21 protein-coding genes are annotated in these 19632 nt (G+C 61.7%); 9 read left to right on the top strand and 12 right to left on the bottom strand.

The features are described from left to right. Positions 1-4: 4 nt before the first annotated feature. From NW804_RS02510 to NW804_RS02485, 6 genes are all read right to left on the bottom strand, one after another. Complete coding sequence (locus NW804_RS02510) at positions 5-262, bottom strand: DUF1816 domain-containing protein (RefSeq protein ID WP_414422780.1); 258 nt, start codon at positions 260-262, stop codon at positions 5-7. Positions 263-326: 64 nt separating this feature from the next. Further along, a complete protein-coding gene (gene rlmB, locus NW804_RS02505) occupies positions 327-1187 on the bottom strand; it encodes a 23S rRNA (guanosine(2251)-2'-O)-methyltransferase RlmB (protein ID WP_414409867.1) in 861 nt (286 codons plus the stop codon). An 11-nt stretch (positions 1188-1198) separates the two neighbouring features. Continuing rightward, entirely contained in the window at positions 1199-1633 is a 435-nt protein-coding gene (locus NW804_RS02500) for a ribonuclease III domain-containing protein (protein WP_414422779.1), read from the bottom strand. Between the two features lie 263 nt (positions 1634-1896). Next, positions 1897-2367 (bottom strand): photosystem I reaction center subunit XI, encoded by a 471-nt coding sequence (locus tag NW804_RS02495; protein ID WP_414422778.1) that lies wholly within the window; start codon positions 2365-2367, stop codon positions 1897-1899. Positions 2368-2438: 71 nt separating this feature from the next. Next, positions 2439-2558 carry a Photosystem I reaction center subunit IX gene (locus tag NW804_RS02490; RefSeq protein WP_099812540.1) on the bottom strand — a complete coding sequence of 40 codons (120 nt, stop codon included), beginning with the start codon at positions 2556-2558 and terminating at the stop codon, positions 2439-2441. 40 nt (positions 2559-2598) lie between these two features. Next, positions 2599-3144, bottom strand: a complete 546-nt coding sequence (locus tag NW804_RS02485; protein WP_414422777.1) for a Photosystem I reaction center subunit III — start codon at positions 3142-3144, stop codon at positions 2599-2601. A gap of 166 nt (positions 3145-3310) precedes the next feature. Here NW804_RS02485 and tsaD point away from each other — a divergent pair, with 166 nt between their 5' ends. Continuing rightward, positions 3311-4408: a tRNA (adenosine(37)-N6)-threonylcarbamoyltransferase complex transferase subunit TsaD gene (gene tsaD, locus NW804_RS02480; protein WP_099812538.1), complete on the top strand. Its 1098-nt coding sequence runs from the start codon at positions 3311-3313 to the stop codon at positions 4406-4408. On the opposite strand, the gene mnmG is transcribed toward tsaD, so the two are convergent. Next, positions 4369-6303, bottom strand: a complete 1935-nt coding sequence (gene mnmG, locus NW804_RS02475) for a tRNA uridine-5-carboxymethylaminomethyl(34) synthesis enzyme MnmG (RefSeq protein WP_414422776.1) — start codon at positions 6301-6303, stop codon at positions 4369-4371. The genes tsaD and mnmG overlap by 40 nt on opposite strands. A 295-nt stretch (positions 6304-6598) precedes the next feature. On the opposite strand from mnmG, the gene thrC reads away from it, so the two are divergent. From thrC to NW804_RS02460, 3 genes are all read left to right on the top strand, one after another. Then, complete coding sequence (gene thrC, locus NW804_RS02470; RefSeq protein WP_414422775.1) at positions 6599-7939, top strand: threonine synthase; 1341 nt, start codon at positions 6599-6601, stop codon at positions 7937-7939. Between the two features lie 139 nt (positions 7940-8078). After that, positions 8079-8354, top strand: a complete 276-nt coding sequence (locus NW804_RS02465; RefSeq protein ID WP_414394685.1) for a ubiquitin-like small modifier protein 1 — start codon at positions 8079-8081, stop codon at positions 8352-8354. A gap of 17 nt (positions 8355-8371) precedes the next feature. After that, positions 8372-8959, top strand: coding sequence for a DNA-3-methyladenine glycosylase (locus NW804_RS02460; protein ID WP_414422774.1), 588 nt, complete (start codon positions 8372-8374; stop codon positions 8957-8959). Here the strand turns inward: NW804_RS02460 and NW804_RS02455 are convergent. Further along, positions 8956-9216, bottom strand: a complete 261-nt coding sequence (locus NW804_RS02455) for a hypothetical protein (RefSeq protein WP_414409875.1) — start codon at positions 9214-9216, stop codon at positions 8956-8958. The genes NW804_RS02460 and NW804_RS02455 overlap by 4 nt on opposite strands. Before the next feature lie 278 nt (positions 9217-9494). On the opposite strand from NW804_RS02455, the gene NW804_RS02450 reads away from it, so the two are divergent. Beyond that, on the top strand, positions 9495-11357 hold the full coding sequence (locus NW804_RS02450) for an NHL repeat-containing protein (RefSeq protein ID WP_414422773.1): 1863 nt from the start codon (positions 9495-9497) through the stop codon (positions 11355-11357). A 29-nt stretch (positions 11358-11386) separates the two neighbouring features. Here NW804_RS02450 and NW804_RS02445 read toward each other — a convergent pair whose 3' ends face one another. The 3 genes from NW804_RS02445 to NW804_RS02435 all read right to left on the bottom strand — a co-directional run bounded on the left by NW804_RS02445 (position 11387) and on the right by NW804_RS02435 (position 13529). Further along, positions 11387-12853 (bottom strand): DASH family cryptochrome, encoded by a 1467-nt coding sequence (locus NW804_RS02445; RefSeq protein WP_414422772.1) that lies wholly within the window; start codon positions 12851-12853, stop codon positions 11387-11389. A 1-nt stretch (position 12854) separates the two neighbouring features. After that, positions 12855-13181, bottom strand: coding sequence for an HU family DNA-binding protein (locus tag NW804_RS02440; RefSeq protein WP_414421000.1), 327 nt, complete (start codon positions 13179-13181; stop codon positions 12855-12857). 120 nt (positions 13182-13301) lie between these two features. Beyond that, on the bottom strand, positions 13302-13529 hold the full coding sequence (locus NW804_RS02435; RefSeq protein ID WP_414405707.1) for a cytochrome b6f subunit family protein: 228 nt from the start codon (positions 13527-13529) through the stop codon (positions 13302-13304). 148 nt (positions 13530-13677) lie between these two features. Between NW804_RS02435 and NW804_RS02430 the strand changes: the two genes are divergently transcribed. Then, on the top strand, positions 13678-14121 hold the full coding sequence (locus NW804_RS02430) for an ATP-binding protein (protein WP_414409879.1): 444 nt from the start codon (positions 13678-13680) through the stop codon (positions 14119-14121). On the opposite strand, the gene NW804_RS02425 is transcribed toward NW804_RS02430, so the two are convergent. Then, positions 14118-15719, bottom strand: a complete 1602-nt coding sequence (locus NW804_RS02425; protein ID WP_414422771.1) for a DUF3352 domain-containing protein — start codon at positions 15717-15719, stop codon at positions 14118-14120. The genes NW804_RS02430 and NW804_RS02425 overlap by 4 nt on opposite strands. A 339-nt stretch (positions 15720-16058) precedes the next feature. On the opposite strand from NW804_RS02425, the gene tatC reads away from it, so the two are divergent. The 3 genes from tatC (at position 16059) to NW804_RS02410 (ending at position 19556) form a co-directional block, all read left to right on the top strand. Continuing rightward, on the top strand, positions 16059-16745 hold the full coding sequence (tatC, locus tag NW804_RS02420) for a twin-arginine translocase subunit TatC (protein WP_414394817.1): 687 nt from the start codon (positions 16059-16061) through the stop codon (positions 16743-16745). A 607-nt stretch (positions 16746-17352) separates the two neighbouring features. Beyond that, entirely contained in the window at positions 17353-18576 is a 1224-nt protein-coding gene (locus tag NW804_RS02415) for an NAD(P)/FAD-dependent oxidoreductase (RefSeq protein WP_414394673.1), read from the top strand. 125 nt (positions 18577-18701) lie between these two features. Beyond that, positions 18702-19556, top strand: a complete 855-nt coding sequence (locus tag NW804_RS02410) for a DUF2993 domain-containing protein (protein ID WP_414422770.1) — start codon at positions 18702-18704, stop codon at positions 19554-19556. Positions 19557-19632 lie beyond the last annotated feature (76 nt).

Genomic DNA, 19632 nt, shown 5'->3' with positions numbered 1-19632 from the left:
GCCCTCAAGAACCCGCCTGCGAAGAGGTGCGAGCCACTGTTAGCGTCTGCGGCTGGCGCATTTTCTTTACCTGAACCTCGATCTTCTGAACCCCTTCCGCCTTCAGGTCGGCGATATAGCTGCCTTTGTGCGCTTCTGCTTCTTCCAGGCTAGTGAAGGGGCCGTAATAGTAGGTGCAGTCGTCGGTGGCAATCTCGATCCAAACCGCTAAGCCGCGCAGCCTATCCAAGAGGCTGATCAACCTCTTCAGAAGACTAGTCAAAGGGTTGCTCACAGGATCGATCCCCCGCTAAGAAGTGCCAGCAAACATTCGGAACTGCCTGCAGTCACTTAGATTCTACTGCGTTTGTTGAGAATTTGTTGAGAAATGTTTCAGTGCGCTTGAGCTGGTGAGGGGAGCGCTGCCGGTGGATCTCGTAGAGGACGATGCCCGCTGCTACCGAAGCATTCAAGCTTTCCGTGCGGCCCGATAAGGGAATCGACAGCAGTTGGTCGCAGTGGCGCTGGGTAAGCAGGCTAATGCCTTCCCCTTCCGATCCAATCACCAAGGCGACGGGTCGGCGAAAGTCGGCGCTATAGACGGGGGCAGCTCCCTGGCTGGTGGTGCCATAGATCCAAAACCCTTGCTCTTTAAGGTACTCTAGAGCGCGATTTAAGTTCACCACCCGCGCCACGGGCAGGGTGGAGAGGGCGCCAGCTGCCACCTTCATCACTGTCGCGGTCACCCCTGCCGCCCGCCGCTGCGGGATCACCATCCCCTGCATGCCAAACGCCTCCACGCTACGGGCAATAGCTCCTAGGTTGTGGGGATCCTGGATCCCGTCCAGCACCACCAGCACCGGCTGGGGGCTAGCCTGGCGGCTGCGTTCCACCAGCTCTTCTAGATCCACGTATCGATAAGGGGTAGCCTGGGCGGCGATCCCCTGATGGTTGGCTCCACCCGTAAGGAGGTTTAGCCGCTGGGGAGAGACCTCATCAATAACCGTGCCGCGCGCTTTGGCCTCCTCCAAGAGCGACAAAAACTGGGGGCTATACCGTAGCCTCGGCACCACCCAAACCCGGTTGAGGGTAGCACCGCTCCGCAGGGCCGCAAGTAAAGTCTGGCGACCGTAGATGATCTCTTGTTCCGCTTCGGGCTTGGGCTCCATGGGTCGCCGCAACTTGCGTAGGCGAGAAGGCTTAGGCATGAGAGGAAGACCTAAATCATCTCAGCCAAAACATCGGTGAGGGCAAGAATGGAGCGCAAGCGGTCGGGATTGGTGAGGTAGAGGTAGCCCAGGATGGTTTCCAGGCCACTGGCATTTTGATAGTCGGCTAGGGGCAGATGCCGAGGTGGGCGACCGCAACCATTGCGGCCCCAGCAGACAATAGCCTGCTCTTCAGGGCTGAGATATGGTAGCAGCGCTAACAGCAGCTTGGCCTGAGCCGAGCCGCACACCCGCCTCACCACCCGCTGATGGTAGCGCTCTAAGCGATCTGGGGGAAACAACTGTTGCCGCCGCACGTGGAGTTCGTAAATGGCATCCCCCAAGTAAGCTAAGGCAGCCGGCGACAGGCGACGGATCTCGGTCGACGGCAATCTTTCGAAACTGGGATCAAGTCCAAGGAGTGGATCGCTCACGGCTGCTGACATGGAAACTGCTCCCGACTGTTTAGCGAAAGGGGGGCTTCACTCTAGTCCTCGTTGGCGACAGCGGTGCGGAGCACCTTATTCGCTACTTTGTGGCATAATCGGCAACCTTGCCAACGAACCTTCTGACTTAACGTGGACTAGCTAGGCTAGTAGGTTGGCAGGTACATCTCTTCTGGTAGGCATTTTGCCTAGGCTCAAGTTAGCTCCGTCTGTAGCTTGTGCGCCCTCTAAGGGCAGGGAGCAGCTACCGTCAGCTTTTTCTTTCAGAGCGGAAACAGGAGATCGCCATTGAGCAAAAGCAGGTAGGCAACGATGGCTCCCCCCACTCCCCCTATTAAAAAGCCGGCAGCCAATTCGCTCCAGGCCTGGGATCCCTGGACTGGCCCGCCATGGCGCGGCGAGGAGACGGTGCCGTAGAGAGAGAGGGCCGCCGTCAGGATCAAAATGAGGCCACAGGCTCCCAAGAAGCCACTCAGCAGGCCAATAGGCTCGTTGCGCAAAGGCCCGAGCTTGGCAAAGGGCCCCACCAGCCAATAGCCGTGGGCCATACCAATTTCCAGACCCCGCCAGATAGGACTGGCTCCCGGTCGGTTGATCGGCAGCCAACTTAGGAAGAGACGAACGGCAGGCGCGTGGTTAATCGGTGTCTGGAGGTTGCCAATTTGCGGATCCCCTTCTGGGGCCGTGATGTATTCCTTGCCAGAGGGAGCAGTGTCGACAGGGGACTCAGGCATGAGGCAATCTTGTGTCCAGGCCAAGAGAAGCAGGGATCCCCGAGGCTCTGTGGGGATCCCTACCCCTTTATTTAGAAGGTCAAAATGTCAGGGAAGAAGCGATTGATCTCAATAAACAGGGCAAGGAAGAAGCTGGAAAACAAAATGAGGGCTACTGGAGCGGTGGTGAGAAATTTGGTGAAGTCAGCCATATCGACCTCTCACAGGGAATGGGTTGACTCAGTTCCTTCCTCAGCGAGGAGAGACAGGGATAGCCTCCTCTGGGGCTTGAATTTCACCGCTGGCAATTTCCTTGAAAGCAGCGGCAGGCCAGGCCAAAGCCGTGAGGAAACAGCGTAGCGCCAAGGGGACGTCGATGATACTTTCTTTCATCTCCGGCTCCTCGCTATCGCGAACGGCAATTAGGTAGGAGCGGCCTGCCCAGCCCAACCAGCCGGCAAGGTAGAGGAAAAGTAAGCCAGGGATGAGAAACTCACCTGCATGGCTCCAGCGGCCATCGGTAACCAAGTGAGGCAAGCCTTCTTCGCCACAGAGCAGCTTGCTGTAGCGCTCAAAACGCTTTTCGGTTTGGACCAACTTTTGCTGGTAAAGGGGAGCCAACTCAGGGCTAGCATTGCGGATTTTCTCTTCAAGGCTGCTCAGGCGCTGATCTCGTAGAGCCTGGAAAGCGGGAACTTCGCTACAAGGCTTCAGGCCAATCAAAGGCTCTGCCTGCACTGCCTGGGTAAAACCAAGCACTAGGCAAAGGGCCAAAAGGAGACTCAAAAGGGTTCGCATGGCAGGATGTGTCCTTGAGCTAGGGACTCAATGGGGAGGAATGCTCAGTGCAGAAACGAGCACTAAACGGTTAGTATCATACTCCTGAGCGCCTTATCCGGAGGGATCTCGGGTTTTAGCTCACACAATTCTTAAGGATCCTGAGGCATTCCCACCCCTTTTTCCCATGGCCTGTGTCCTTGCCATTGAAACCAGTTGCGACGAAACGGCTGTGGCGGTGGTGGAGGCGGAGCCAACCTGGCCAACCTTTGCCCCGCGGCAGCTCAGCTCGGTGGTGGCTAGCCAGATCGACCTCCATGCAGCTTACGGAGGCGTAGTGCCGGAGGTGGCCTCCCGCCGCCATGTGGAAACTCTGCCCTTTGTGCTCGAGTCAGCGCTGCAGCAGGCCGGGCTAGGCGTAGCCGAGGTGGATGCCATTGCCGTAACTTGTGCGCCGGGCCTGGTGGGATCCCTGCTGGTGGGGCTGATGGCGGCCAAGACCTTGGCGCTGCTCTACGATAAGCCCTTGATTGGGGTACATCACCTGGAGGGCCATCTCTTCAGCGGCTTTTTGGCCACAGCCGACTTGCAACCTCCCTGCCTGTGCCTTTTGGTTTCGGGAGGCCACACCAGCTTGATCTGGATGAAGGATTACGGGGAGTACCAGACAATGGGCCGCACCCGCGACGACGCTGCCGGCGAAGCCTTTGATAAGGTGGCGCGGCTGTTGGGGCTGGGCTACCCGGGGGGGCCCCAGATCGACCGCTGGGCGCAACAAGGGGATCCCCATCGCTTTCCCCTGCCGGAAGGCAAGCTAGACCACCCCTACGACACCAGCTTCAGTGGCCTGAAGACGGCTGTGCTGCGCCTCGTCCAGCACTTGCAGCAGGAAGGCCAGGAGCTGCCCATTGCCGACATTGCCGCCAGCTTTCAGGCCTGCCTAACGCGCGTCCTCACGGAAAAAGCAGTGGCCTGCGCCGAAGCTCTTGGCCTCTCAACCCTGCTGCTGACTGGCGGGGTGGCTGCCAACCGGGAGCTGCGCGCTCGCCTTCTGGAAGCGGGTCAGCAAAAGGGCCTGCGGGTGGTGATCCCGCCTGTTGCCCTCTGTACCGACAACGCCGCCATGATTGGGGCAGCCGGCCTCTGTCACTGGCTGCGCGGGGAGGTCTCCCCCTTGGATTTGGGCGTGGCTTCGCGCATGGCGCTGGAGGAGATCCCTGCTCTCTACACGGCTGGGCGCAAAGATTACCGCGAGCTGCCAACAGGTTCTGCCGTCGCTCTCTGACGCTGTCTCACCTCGAGGTAGATGAGCAAGGCGTTGATGTCGGCAGGGTTGACGCCGCCAATGCGAGCGGCCTGGCCTACGGTCAGAGGCCGGACTGCTGCCAGTTTCTCCCGCGACTCTTTGGAGAGGGTGGGAATGGAGTGGTAGTCCAGATCGGGAGGCAGAGGGCGGTGGTACTGCTTGCTCACCTGCTCGATCTGGGCTTGTTGCCGCTGGATGTAGCCGCTGTATTTGACGGCAATTTCCGCTGCCTCCTGCTCAAAGGGATCCAGCTCCTCATTTCCCAACCCCAGCTCCAGCAGGTTGGCGTAGTGGATCTGGTTGCGGCGCAGGAGCTCAGCTAAGGTGGCGGATCCTTTGATCCCCTGGCCAGTCAGTTGGCTGAGGTGGATCCCGGCGGGGTCGTGGGCCTTAACCCGCTGGGTTTCCAGGCGCTCAATCTCGGCGGCAATACGAGCCTGCTTGGCCTGGAAGAGAGCCCAGCGGCGGTCGTCGATGAGGCCCAACTCTCGCCCTAAAGGAGTGAGGCGCTGGTCAGCGTTGTCGGCGCGCAGGATAAGGCGGTATTCGGAGCGGCTGGTGAGCATGCGGTAGGGCTCCCGCAGCTCTTTGGTGCAGAGGTCGTCGATAAGGGTGCCAATGTAGCTGGACTCGCGCGGCAGCGTGACTAAGGGTTTGCCTTGCACCAACCGGGCGGCGTTGATCCCGGCAATGAGCCCCTGGGCTGCTGCTTCTTCGTAGCCGGTGGTGCCGTTGATCTGGCCGGCGCAGAAGAGCCCCTGCACCTTCTTGGTCATCAGGGTGGGATAGAGCTGGGTGGCCGGCAGATAGTCGTATTCCACCGCGTAGGCAGGCCGCAGCATCACGCACCGCTCTAGGCCGGGCAAGGAGCGCAACATTTGGATCTGGATCTTCTCGGGCATCCCCGTCGAGAACCCTTGGATGTAGAGCTCCGGCAGATCCCGCCCCTCGGGTTCGATAAAGACAGGGTGTCTCTCCTTGTCGGCAAAGCGCACGATCTTGTCTTCAATGCTGGGGCAGTAGCGCGGCCCTTTGGCCTCCACCCAACCGCCGTAGACAGGAGTCTCGTGGAGGTTTTCCCGGATGATGCGGTGCGTCTCCGGCGTGGTGTAGGTGAGGTAGCAGTCCATCTGCTCCCGCGGCACCCACACCTCTGGGTCAAAGCTAAACCAGCGTAGGTCTGGATCCCCTGGCTGCCGCTCCATCACGGAGAAATCAACGCTGCGGCGATCCACGCGGGCAGGGGTGCCCGTCTTCAGCCGGCCTACCTCAAAGCCCAGTTGGCGCAGGGTGTCAGTCAGGCCTTCGACGGCAAATTCCCCCGCACGTCCAGCAGGTTGCCAGTGGCGGCCAATCCAGATGCGCCCTCCCAGAAAGGTGCCCGTGGTCAGGATCACCGCCCGACAGCCGAAGACGCTGCCGAAATGGGTAACCACGCCCACCACTTCCTCGTTGAGCCCCAGCACCAGGTCGGTGACGGTGCCCTCTCGAAGAGTCAGGTTGGGCTGGTTTTCTACCACCGAGCGCATCACCCGCGCGTACTCCCGCTTGTCGGTTTGCGCCCGCAAGGCCCATACTGCTGGGCCCCGCGAGCGATTGAGCACCCGCTTTTGCAAATAGGTGCGGTCGGTAACTTTGCCCATCTCACCGCCGAGGGCGTCAATCTCATGCACCAGTTGCGACTTGGCCGGGCCACCCACGGCGGGGTTACAAGGCTGCCAGGCAATCTTGTCCAAGTTCAACGTCAGCATCAAGGTCCTACAGCCCAGTCGCGCTGACGCTAGGGCCGCTTCACAGCCGGCGTGCCCCCCACCCACGACGATCACGTCGTAGTGGTCAAGAAAGTCCACGTTGTCCCGTCCGACTTTGAGCATACGCTGGCTTCTGCTGGTGAGTACCGGGATCCCAAAGGGCATCAGATTGTTTCAGCTTGTTTTTCCAGTTTAGCGAGAGGGGCAACGCCTGAGATTGTGGGGGCCCTTGACCCCAGCAGCGCCAGCCAGTCCCTTGCTCGTCACTTGACACTCCAGGGTAGGAACCTTCCTGCCTCTTGGCCAGAGCCAAATCCAGACTATTTTAGTCGGGTTTGGTTGACGGGCTAGATCGCGGGTGATAGGATTGACCTCGGGCTGGGTAAGCCAGATCCATTTCTCCCGCTGAAGGCTTCCTATGACGCCAACCCTTTCCCAACGCCTGCTCGGCTCTGCCGACTTGCCCTCCAGCTCTGCCTTGCGCAACCCGCAGGTGGGCTTTAGCCGTTTGCGCTGCCGAGAATGTGGGGCCGAGTACGAGCCGGTTGCCAAGCACGTGTGCGACCTGTGTTTTGGCCCCCTGGAAGTGGTCTACGACTACGACTGGCTCAAGAGCGTCGTTAGCCGGCAGAGCATCCAAGCTGGGCCGCTGTCTATCTGGCGCTATCGGCCTTTCCTGCCGGTGGTTTCGGAGCGCCCTATCGATGTCGGCACCGGCATGACTCCCCTAGTGAAAGCGGAGCGGCTGGGGCGGCGACTGGGGTTAAAAAACCTCTACCTCAAGAACGATGCCGTCAACATGCCCACCCTCAGCTTCAAGGATCGGGTGGTGTCGGTAGCCCTGACCCGCGCCAAGGAGCTGGGCTTTACCACGGTCTCTTGCGCCAGCACGGGCAATTTGGCCAACTCCACGGCTGCTATTGCCGCCCATGCCGGCCTGGAGTGCACCATCTTCATCCCGGCGGATCTGGAGGCAGGCAAGGTACTGGGATCCCTCATCTACAGGCCCACCGTCATGGCTGTGGAGGGCAACTACGACCAGGTGAACCGCCTCTGCGCCGAGGTGGCGGATCGCTACGGCTGGGGCTTCGTCAACATTAACCTGCGCCCCTACTACGCAGAAGGCTCGAAAACCTTGGCCTACGAGGTGGCGGAGCAACTGGGCTGGCAACTGCCGGATCAGGTGGTGATCCCGCTGGCGTCGGGATCCCTGTACACTAAGGTTTACAAAGGTTTTCAGGAGTTCGTGAAGGTGGGCCTGGTGGCAGAAAAGCCGGTTATTTTCCACGGCGCCCAGGCCCGGGGCTGTGCGCCCATCGCCCAGGCCTTCCGCGAGGGGCGGGATTTTGTTACTCCCGTTAAGCCGAACACCATCGCCAAATCCATTGCCATCGGCAACCCTGCTGATGGCATCTATGCCCTGGAGATTGCCCGCAAGACCGGCGGCCAGATCGAGACGGCCACGGATCCCGAGATCATTGCCGGCATCAAGCTCCTAGCCGAGACTGAGGGCATCTTCACCGAGACGGCTGGCGGCACCACCGTTGCCGTGCTCAAACGCCTGGCCGAAGCCGGCCAGCTCGATCCCGAGGCGATTACGGTAGCCTATATTACCGGCAATGGCTTGAAAACCCAGGAGGCGGTGCAGGCGCATGTGGGCCACCCGCTGGTAATTTCGCCCAAGCTGGAGAGCTTTGAACAGGCGCTGGAGCGGGCCCGCACCCTGGAGCGGCTGGACTGGCAGGAGGCCTCGGTTTGAAGAGGGGGGATCCCCCAAGAACTTTCCTGGTACAGACCCGCCTTCGGGTCAAGGGGGTCAACGTGAACAATTCACGGCATTGACAGGGTGCTGCTACCTTGGTCTTCTAATGTTGGTCGATGGACGAAGCACTGGGCTTATGGCAGTCAAGGTGTTAATTCCCACCACGCTGCGGGCGCTCACCCGGAACCAGGAGGTGGTGAGTTGCGAGGGATCCACCATCCGTGAACTGCTGGAGGCTCTGGAGCAAAGCTATCCAGGCATCAAGGCGCGGCTGTGCGATGAGAGGGGAGAATTGCGCCGCTTTGTCAATCTTTACGTTAACAGCGAAGACATTCGCTTCCTGAAGGGATCCGACACCCCTCTGCAGGATGGAGATGAGGTGAGCATTGTCCCTGCTGTGGCAGGGGGCTGAGGGCTAGTGAGCCTACGGTGGACGCTAGGGACTGGCTGAGCCAGCCGGCGCCGATGGTGGCGCCTGCTCTGCTGGGCATGGTGCTGGTGCGGCAATTTGCCGATGGGCTGCAGGTGCGGGCCCAGATTGTGGAAACAGAAGCCTACACAGCTGGGGATCCGGCCTGCCACGCCTATCGCCGTAAGACCCGCCGCAACCAGGTGATGTTTGGGCCGCCAGGGCATCTCTACGTCTATCGCATCTACGGCCTCTACCACTGTCTGAACATCGTCACCGACGCGGAGGGGATCGCGTCAGCCGTTCTAATCCGCGCAGCCCAGTTGGATTGCCTGCCGGAGTGGATCCCGGCCAATAAGCGCATGAAACCGGCGCGGGTGGCGGCGGGGCCAGGCCTGCTCTGTCAGGCGTTGCGCATTGACGGATCCCACAACGGCTGGCGGCTGGAGCCGGTGGCAGTCGGCCAGGAAGGCATTTGGCTGGAGGGATCCCCTGCCTGGGAGGCACAGTTCCCCATTGTCCAGACCACCCGCATCGGCATTACCCGTGGGGTGGAGCTCCCGTGGCGCTGGTACATTAAGGGGCATCCGGCGGTATCTTGCTACTAGGAAGGCAAGATGAACCCAAGCCCTTCGCCGGTGGGGGAGCTTGTTGCTTCTGGCTGCTCTGCCGCTTGGGGCAGCCCCACCTCTTTGGCAGCAGAAACCTGGATTGCGCTAGGGGTGCCGGTAGTCCTCAGCTCTGCCTGGGGCGGAGGCAAGCTGGAGGGGTGTCGATCCCCAGAAGCGACGGCAGCGAAAGCTTCTGCTCGGGATCCCGTCTCTGACCGTTGGGCGAACAAAAACAGACCTGGCTTAGGAAGCATCAGATTGCAGCTGGCTTTTCGAAAGGGATTTGCGTAAGGATAGAGGGAGTGAGGGGTGCAACTCACCCTTGGGTGAGACAGGTTAAGCATGAATAGAGTTAGGGTTAAAGGCCCAGGACGGTGGTTCGGGGGCTTCTCCTTGCCCAATAGACGCTGGGGCGTGGCTGTCGGAAGGAAGGCAGCGGGGCAATTTCTGCCGGCTTTTAGGTAGTCGGTGTCAACATGAGGGGTTTGGGTTGCTGCCACTTCCCAGTTTGTGGAAGAGGATGAGCTGCACGATGCAACGACGGGTTTCCCCTGCGCTGCTCTCCCTGCCTGCACTCAGTGCCCTGGTGCTGGCCCTCTCAGCCTGCGGCAAGCTCTCTTCCTCGAATGTCTCTCCCAGCCTTGTTCCCCCTTCTACCCTGCAGCCAGTTTTCACGCCAACTCCCCTTGGTCTTTCCACCTTTGCCCTCACGCTCGAACAGGCCCGCCAATCGGGTTTGGCGGTGCCCAGCAACCGCATCGTTTTGCTGCTCCAAGAACAGGGATCCGATCTGGTGGCCCAGCTGCCGGCTTCTGAGGTGGAGCGCTGGCTGGCCCGCACCCCTACCTGGCCGGGGGTGGAAGGGATCGACCTGAGCATTAACCTGGGCAGCTATCGCCAGACTGCCAACGCGCCCCTACGCCCGGGGCAACCAGCCACCTTCACCTTTACCGACCCGCCCGCTGGCGAAGCCGAGCTTAGGGCTGTCGCCTACCGGGGATCCACCACCTTGGCACAAGGAAAGGGATCCCTGACTCTTTCTGCCCGCTCTGGAAGCGCTGACAGCAGCAGTCGCCGCCTGAGCCTGCTGGTGCTCTCCGAGGTGGAAGTGCCGCTGCTGCACGCAGGGGCAGGGGTGCCGGCGCCTGGCCAGCCGTTGTTGCTGTCGGGGGAAAATCTGGAGCGGGTGGAAAGCGTTCTTTTTGCCTCAGCCGCCAATCCGGAGCGCATCCTGAGGGGGGAAATTCGCTCGCGCAGCCGCAACAGTCTGACGGTGATGCCGCCAGCCTCTCTTTCCGGCACGGTCTGGGTGGCGGTGGCCGACGCTGAAGGACAAGGACTGGGAACCTGGATTTACGAGTGGCCCACTCCCACCCCCACTCCTACAGCGGCCTCGGGCTGGCGAGTGGAGACCCTCCTCGATGGCCGCACCGCTGCGGCAGCCAAGCCGGAGGGCAGCAGCTCCGATAACGAGGGGGAGGCCGGGATCTCCCTGCAGCAGATCGGCGGCATTGCCGCAGACCCCGAGGGGTTCTTTTACTTAGCCGACCCGGCCCAGCACCGCATTTTCCGGCTTTCCCCCGAAGGGGAACTGGAGGTGTGGGCGGGCAGCGGCAAGGCCGGCCACCGGGATGGGGTGGCGGAGCAGGCCCAGTTTCACTCCCCCCAAGGGCTACTTTGGGATCCCAAGGGGGGGTTGTGGGTGGCCGACAGCGGCAACCATTGCCTGCGCTACATCAGCCGACAGCGGCGGGTGAGCACCTTTGCCGGCACCTGTTCAGCCGGCCACCGAGATGGAGAGCGCGACGAGGCGCAGTTTCGCGAACCCTTTGGCCTGGCCCTGGGTCTGGACGGCAGCCTTTACGTGGCCGATCGCGCCAACCGCCGCATCCGCCGCATCACTCCCACGGGCAAGGTGACGACGGCCGCTGGCACCGGCCAGCCGGGATCCGCGGATGGGCCGGCAGACCAAGCCCAGCTTCTGGAGCCGACAGCTCTGGCAGTGGACAAGGCGGGTAACCTCTGGATTGCCGATAGGCATCGCCTGCGCCGGCTCTCTGCCGACGGACACCTGACCACCCTCTCCCAGGCGGAAGCAGGCTACCGCGATGGCCCTCTGGCGGAGGCCCGTTTTCAAACCCTTGCAGGGCTGGCCTTCGACAGTGCGGGGGTCCTCTGGCTGGCCGACCAAGACAACCGCCGCATTCGCCGTCTTCAGCCCAGCGGGCAGGTCTCTACCCTGGCCGGGGGGGATGAGCCTGGCTGGCAGGATGGCCCGGTGGTCTCAGCTCGCTTCCAGCGGCCTGGCTCTCTGCTTGCCTTGCCGGACGGCAGCTTGGTGGTGGCGGATGCTGGCCTGCCTGGCTTGCGGCGTCTTAGCCGCGTCGTCCCCTAGCCCGCCACTCCCGTTTCGAGGGGATCCTCCTAGCCGCCACGGTGGCGGGCCAGGGCCGCTTCGTAAGCCCGCCGACTGGCCTGCAGGGACTTTTCCAAATCCACCACGGGGCGGGGATAGTCTACCCCCAGCCGCACGCCAAACTGCTTTTGCTCAGCAGCGCTGAGGCGGTAGGGCTCGTGGATCTTGTCCCCCGGGATCCCGGCCAGCTCCGGCAGCCAGTGGCGTAGGTAGTGGCCCTGGGGATCGTAGTCGCGGGATTGCTTGGGAATGTGGAAGTAGCGAAAGCCGCGGGCATCGTTGCCCACGCCGGCGGTGTAGTTCCAGTTGCCGTAGTTGCTAGCCACGTCGTAGTCAATCAGCAGCGATTCAAACCATTCCGCCCCCAAGCGCCAGTCGATCCCCAGGTTCTTGGTGAGAAAGCTGGCCACATTCTGCCGCCCGCGGTTGGACATAAAGCCGGTGGCGGCCAGCTCCCGCATGTTGGCATCCACCAGAGGGTAGCCGGTCTCGCCGCGGCACCAAGCCTGAAAGCGGTCCCAGTCCTGCTGCCAGGGGATGGGGATCCCTTGGATCCCCGAGGGACGAAACAGCTTGGCGCCATGCTTGGCCAGGATGAAGCGAAAGTAATCCCGCCACAGCAGCTCGAAGACCAGCCAGTAGGTGGATTCGTTGCGCACCCGCTCCTCCTCGTAGCGCTTGACTTCGGCATACACCGTGCGAGGAGAAAGGCAACCCAACGCCAACCAGGCAGAAAGACGCGAGCTGTCGTTGGGATCCAGCATGCCGTTGCGGGTTTCTTTGTAGACGCGCAGCCGATCCAGATCCCAGATGTAGATCTGCAGGCGCGCCTGGGCAGCGGTGCTGCCGCCGGTATAGACAAAGCGGGCGCGGGGATCCGGCGGCGGCAAGCTCAACCCCAGCTCCGCCAGAGTGGGCAGAGGGCCAGGGTCCAGCCCTGGCGGCAGGGGCGGCAGGGAGGGGATGGGCAGGGGAGCGCGAACGGCGGCCTTGGCTTCCACCTGCTGGCGGAAGCGGGTGAACACCTCCGGCAGGTCTGCCAGGGCAAAGGGGAGGTCAGCAGGATGGTAGAGGGTGTGGCCCCACTCCAGGTGCAGCGGGATCCCTAAGGGCTGAAGCGCTTGCTGCAGGGCCCTGGCAACCGCCTCCTCCTCCGTGCCCACCTCTTCGTGGGCATAGACAGCCTTCACCCCCCACTCCCGCGCCAGGGCCGGGATCACCTGCTCCGGCTGGCCTTGGCGGATGACCAGATCAGAGCCGCGGGCCCGAAGCTGCTGCCGCAGGTCAGCCAGGCTTTCCAGCAGGAACTGGGCGCGGAAAGGACCGGTCTTAGGAAAGCCAAAGGCCGTCCGGCCAAAGTGGCGCGGATCCAGGCAGTAGAGGGGAATGAGGAAGGATCCCTGCTGGCAAGCGCGCGTCAGCGGCTGGTGATCCAGCAGGCGCAAATCGGTGCGAAACCAAACCAGAACGGCCATTCTAGACGGATGCCGGCGCTTCCAGATCCCCTCGGCGTTTTCTCCTAGGGCGTCCCAGCTCCGGGCTGGGGACAAAATAGGGCACTTGGGCAGCCGGGATGTGGACAGGAGCCTTAGTGCGGGGGTGATAGGTTTGCCGGGCCGGACGGGGCCGCAGCAAGAAGGTGCCAAAGCGCGCCAGCCGCACGGATCCTCCTTCCGCCAGACATTGGCTGATGCTGTCTAGCATTGCCTCTAGGGCAGCGGCAGCCATTTTGACGGTCAGGCCATCCACTTGCGCAGCCATCTGGCGGGCCAACAAACGGCGATTTAAATGGGGAGAAGCCACAGCTACCTAATCCCAACAACGGCAAGATAAACCAACACGCGCTTCTCTAGCAACAGCGCCAAAGCTGGCTACCCAGCCAAACACCCGCTTAGGGAAACTTGCTAGGCCACCTCCAGCGCTTCAGCGAGCCTTCTCCTGCGTCGGGTTAGAATCGACCTCCTCCACCTCACTTTCGAAAAACCAGTGCCGCGAGCGGTCAGGAAACTCCAGGATATAGCCAATGCCGCTGCCATCGACCACCCGCCGCGCCAGGACCACGCCCTCCTTGCCCACCAAGGCGCTCACCTCTTCCTGCCCGCGATCGCGAATGGAGCGCACCCTAACTTTATCGCCAACTTTGATCGCCATAACACCAGAGGTAACCGCGAAGAGCTTCACCACTCAAGATGGTACGGCAAAAGTAGCTATCCCTTTCCCCAAACTGGCCTGCGCCGGCCGACGCAGACGGCCATTGCTAAGATCGACAAGAGCGTTGTGCGCCGGGAAGACCGCCCCTGTGATTGCCCTGTCCCTAAAACCCGCCCATTGCTCCTGGAGCGTTATCAGCTTTCCCTCCACCCTCTACACTCAGCCGATTCTGGATCTGTTGGTTGCCAAAGTTCCTCCTCCCTGGAGGGCAGAGGTACGCCTGGGCCTGCAAGAAGCCCTCATCAACGCTGTCCGCCATGGCAATGGTCTGGATCCCAACAAGAGGGTGATCGTCGAATACACCAGCTCCGAGCGCTTCTACCAGTGGCTAGTGCGGGATCAGGGATCCGGCTTCTGTCCCCAGCAAGAGCTGCAGCGCTGCCGCTGCGGCCTCTTGGAAACAGAGGAATCGGGCCGGGGGGTGCTCCTGCTGACCCAAATCTTTGACTTTGTGGAATGGAACGAGACGGGCAACCAAGTCTATTTGGCCAAGTTCATCTACCCCGGCTGCCGCGATCCCTGGATAGTCTAATACCACTGCCAAAACAGCTTGCCCCTCTGGAGAAGCCAGCGGCCCCGATCGGGGTAGGGAGCTTCAGAGAACTTCAGGGCAGTAGTGGCAAAGGCAAAGCGAGTGGATGACCAGCGGGATCCCGAAAGCTGAGGCAGCCAGGTTTCCAGTAAGCCTAAGGATCCATATCCATAACCCAGGTTGCGGTGAGGCAGGGGAGCCACCAGGCGGCGCCAGGCGCGAGTGGCGCTCAAGGGGGGATCTGCCAGGGCCGCTTCCAGAGCCGCCAAAGACGAAGCCAGATAGGAATAGCCGTCCCGGTCAGCGTGATACACCTGGGCTAGCGGCGGCTTTGGGATCGCGGGCAGGTTCTGAGGCAGCGCCTCTGCTAGGGGCTGGACTACGGGTTTGCTCCAGGCGGTGGCGACGCCGTGTTTTGTTGCCATCGACACCACCTGCCAGCCCTGGGCAATTGCCCGCTCATCCAGCGTCGGTGCCTCCGGCCTCTTGCCAACCCAGAGCCAGGCCGGTTTCCCATCCGCGGGTAGAAGGGCAAGGGCAAACTCTCCCGTTTCCGGCACCAGCCGCTGCCAGTCCAGGTCGACCTGGGCTGGCCCCCACTGACCCGGATCCAGCGGCAATCCCAGAAGGCGGAGGGGCTGCACCTGGCCCAGGCTTTGCCAAAAGACAGCCCAGTTGCGGCCGGACACCAGCGCCAGCGTCTCGTCGGGCAGCTGACCAATAACCTGGGGACGAAAAGCTTCGCTCCTAGGCAGGGCAAAGTTGGCAGGCGTATGCCAAAGGGCAGCCGTTTCTGCTAGCAAACCCTGAAAGCTCACCCCTAGCCCCAGCCCCACCGCCTGTAAGGTCAACCCTTCGGCGGAGGCCGGCTGCGGATTTTGCCAGAAGGCCCAACCTACCTGCGCCGGTGGCAGCGCCTGGATGACCTGCCGAAACTGCGGCTCGGCCATGAGCGACAACTGCGGCACCTGCCAGGCATCGATAGCGGCGCGAAGGGCTGCTGCCTTCTCCGCCAACAGCACGTAGCGCTCCCCGAAAAGGGCTGCCGCAAACCCCGGCAACCCTGGCAGCGGACTGGAAACTACCTGGATGCCCTTGTAGGTGTCCACCTGGACCGGCAGACCGGCCAAACTCTGCCGCTCCCACAACAGGTTGAGCTCAAACTGCGCCAGCGCCGGCTTGCGGATTTCCAGGGCAACCAAGGTGCCCCACTCCGGCAAGCTGGCCAAGAGGGTGCTTTTTCCCAGCCAGGGCTGCACCTCCCGCTCGAAATTCAGGGATCCCCCCGCCAAGAGGGATCCCAGCCATCCTGGACCTTCGCTGGAGAAAAATTTGCGCCACTGCTGGCGGGTAGCGCGTCGCTGGGAGGCGGGGGTTGCCGCTTGCCAAAACGCCTGCAGATTTTCCAGGGGAACAGCTAGCAGCAGCAGCGCCTGGGTGGAGCGGGGGGCCAGGCCCACAATCGGCGGCAGCTCATGGCGAACCAGCAACAAGGCCAGCGGACTTTGGGTGAGCAGCCAAGCGATTACCCACACGCTCATGGCCGCCAGCAGGCCCAGACCAATTAGGATGCCGCGCCGGAGTTGCCCTTGTCCCATACCTCCATCCCCAGTCTGGAATAGACGCTGTCTTGCCGCAAAGCTGGCAGTTAGCACCGCGTAACCATCTTACCTGGGAGGGGAAGTTGGCTCCCCTTGCTTGCCGTTAACCGCCACCTATAAAGAGTTTCCTGGAACAGCGGTGCGCTGACCCATGCTGAGGGGGGCGTGTTGGGCGGGCGCTTTTCCTTGAGGCTGGGGCAAGGCTAAGATAGCGGGAAAGGTTGTGTTACCAGCCGGCTCATGCCCCTTGCCTCTGAGACTGACTCCTCGCAGCAAGCTGCGCCAGCGCAAGCGCCCACGCGGCTGCCCAATCCAGAGTTTCCCTACGAGGTCGAGATGACCTTGATGGAGCACCTGGAGGAGCTGCGCCGCCGCCTCTTGGCCAGCCTCATTGCTGTGGGCCTGTGCATCGTCGCCTGTTTTCTGGGGGTAAACCGCCTTGTTGCTTTTCTGGAGGTGCCAGCCCAGGGGGTAACCTTCCTGCAACTGGCGCCGGGCGAGTACTTCTTCGTCTCCCTCAAGGTAGCGGCCTATGCCGGCTTGCTCTTGGCCACGCCCTTTTTGCTCTACCAAATCGTCCGCTTTGTGTTGCCAGGGCTAAGCGTCAAGGAGATCAGGCTGCTGGGACCGGCGGTGCTGGGATCCAGCCTCTTGTTTGTGGCGGGCTTAGCCTTTGCCTACTACCTTCTCATTCCGGCAGCGCTGAACTTCTTTATTCGCTATGGGGAAGGGGTAGTGGAGCAGGCATGGTCCATCGATCGCTACTTTGAGTTTGTGCTGCTGTTGATGTTCAGCACTGGCTTGGCCTTTCAGGTGCCAATTCTGCAGGCACTGCTGGGGGCTTTGGGGCTGGTAACTGCCGAGCAGATGCTCAAGGGCTGGCGCTACGTCGTTGTGGCTTCAGTGGTGGCGGGGGCCATTCTTACCCCTTCCACGGATCCCCTTACCCAGAGCCTCCTAGCCGGCGCGATCACGTTCCTGTACGGGTTGGGCGTTTTGCTGGTGAAGCTACTGGGTCGGTGACACGGGCGCTGGCTTGGGCAGCCTGGCTTCCCCGTGCGGGGAAAGCGGTTTGACCTTGGAAAGAAAGATGGACAAGCTCTACCTGCTCACCAAAATCCTTAGCGGTAACAGTCGAGACTGCAGCCCTGGTTAGGGCTGGAATACCAGCCTTTGGCAACAGCCGCACCCTTTGGCCAGCAGAAAGGCTCATTGGGGCAGAGGGAAAGTTTGTCCAATTTGTCTATCCCGGCAGGGGATCCGCCCCGCCCCTACCCTAGCTCAGGCGAGGGGGGTAGCTAGCTATGCGCCCCTAGTAAGGGGTGTGGGCAACAGTTGGCTGCTGTTTTCCATCTTCAGTAGCTGCTGCAGGGCCTTGGCCAGCGGGGACAGGCAGCAAAGCTTCCTACTGCTGCTCGCTGCCGAAGAGGCTGCTGCTGCAGAAGCGGATTTTCTGAACTTTCAAGAACGAGTTCTTGACCTCAGGGCTTCTATGCTTTCTTGGAGTTTTTGCCCCAAAACAAACCCCTATCCTGCTAGAACCTACGATCCTTCCTATCCAGTTGGCAGTTACTGGGACAGCACGATAGCAGACTCCAGTTGGCGACACCCAGCACCTCTGCAAGGGCAGGTGGAGGCTGAGGTAGCCATCATTGGGGGCGGGTTCACAGGGCTTTCGACAGCCCTGCACCTAGTCCGCGATCACGGCATTTCCGCCTGCCTGCTGGAGGCGGGATCCCTGGGCTGGGGAGCCTCGGGGCGTAATGGCGGTTTCTGCGGCGTGGGGGCAAGCTGCCTGACTCACGCCCAGATGGTACGGCGGGTAGGGCTAGCGGAGACGGAGCGCTACTACCGGGATCAATGGCAGGCAGTGGAAACCGTCCAAGAGCTGGCTGCTACCGAGGGCTTTTCCCTGGATGCCCAGGGCCAGGGCTGGTACGCGGTGGCCCATCGCCCCAGTGCTTGGCAGGAGTTGGAGGCGGAATACCAGATCTACACCCAGGTGGCCGGCTACCCCGTTCAGCTCCTTAGCCCCAAAGAGCTGCGGGAGCGGGGCTTCGACAGTCGGGAGAACTACGGCGCTCTCCACATTGGCATTGGTTTTGGCCTCAACCCCCTCAAGCTTACCCAGGGGCTAGCTCAGGCTGCCCGCCGGTGGGGAGCCCAGCTATACAGTGCTAGCCCGGTTATCGCCTGGGAGAAAGTGGGATCCTACCACCTTTGCCATACACCGGGGGGGACGGTGCGGGCGCGCCACCTGGTGATTGCCACCAACGGCTACACGCCAGCCCACCTCTATCCCCAACTGGCGGGATCCCTGCTGCCGGTGCTTTCCAACATCGTGGTGACCCGCCCCCTGACGCCAGCGGAGCAAAAAGCTCAGGGCTGGTGGGATCCGACCCCTGTCTACGACACGCGGCGGCTTCTGTTCTACTACCGTCTCTTGCCCGATGGGCGGCTGCTGTTTGGGGGGCGGGATGGCACCTGCGACGACCCAGCGCAACGGCAGCGCCTGCAAGCTTGGATGGTGCAGCGGCTCTACCGCCTCTTTCCCGCCTGGGAGGGGGTGGAGATTGAGTACGCCTGGAATGGCTTGGTTTGCCTCTCCCGCCAGCTTCACCCTCACATCGGCCCTTCGCCAACGGATCCCAGCCTGTGGTACGGCCTAGCCTACCATGGCAGCGGTGTGGCCACAGGGGTGTGGGCGGGCAAAATCTTGGCTCAGGATATCGCCGGTAATCGACCCCAGATCAGTGCCCTCTTTCGTCAGCCGCCGCGGGTTTTCCCTTTCCCTGGCTTGCGGCTTCACTACCTGCGGTTGGGGTATCTTTGGTGGCAGTTGATAGACGGCTAGCTTCCCCAAGAGTGCGCGAGAAGCCCCTGGGCGCTGCCACCGCCCTGTCGTAATCTAGTCCTAGCCTGGCCCGAGAAAGCCCCCTAGCTTCTCGCCTTTTGGTTCTTATTCCCCTGAGGTGCCTCGTGCTGTCCCCATCTTGGCCTGAACAGGACTCTCTCCCCCTGAAGCCAACAACTAGCCGCCAACAACAGCCCTCCGCCGGGGGGCAGCGGCTGGGGTTTGCTCTGCTGCTTGGCCTGCCTGCTATGTTTTTGCCCTGGCCTGCCTTTGCCCAAATTGCCGGATCCCTGCTCAATCCTCTGGTGGCTGCCTGGATTCGCTCTGAGGTGCAGCAGGTGGACAACTTGCAGGTGCAAATTGCCGGTTCCGACGCCCAGATTCTCAAGGGTCAGATCCCTCAAGCTCAGGTCTCAGGAGACAACCTCATCTACCAAGGCTTCCAGATCAGCCATCTGCGGCTGCGGGGCCAAGATATTCGCCTCAATGTGGGGGAAGCTATTCAAGGGCGCAGCCCCCTGCGGCTGTTGGCCCCTGTGCCAGTGCAGGTAAGCTTGCGCCTCACGGAAGCAGACTTGAATCGCACCCTTCAGGCTCCCCTCATCCAGTCGCAACTGGCCCAAGCGCGGGTGCAACTGCCCTTTGGAGAGCAAACGGTTCCCTTTTTAATCCGCCAGCCCCAGGTTGCCCTAGAGCCAGGGCGGCTACGCATCCGGGCCCAACTGGTTACTCCTGAGGGGGCGGAGGTGCCCGTTACGGTGGTGACTGGGCTGCAGGCTCAGGGCCCTAGCCAGTTGCGGCTGGTTAACCCTGTGTGGATAAGTAAAGGTCAGGAGATCCCTATCCCCGGCCTGGCAGATTTTCCCATCCAGTTGGATCCAGGTGTGCGCATTGATCGCTTGGAGCTGCAGCCCGGCCAGATCCTCTACGAGGGGATGTTGGTTATCTACCCGGAAGCGGCGACCCCAGCCCGGGGGTAGTTGCTGCTGCTGAATTCTCTCCCCCGCAAGCTGCAGGTAGCCAGATACCACTTGACCAAGTTGAGGGCAGCGTTGA

Source organism: Synechococcus sp. WC10meta (assembly GCF_047461475.1).
The sequence above is the reverse complement of the archived record's forward strand: the minus strand, read 5'-3'. Positions and strand labels throughout refer to the sequence as shown.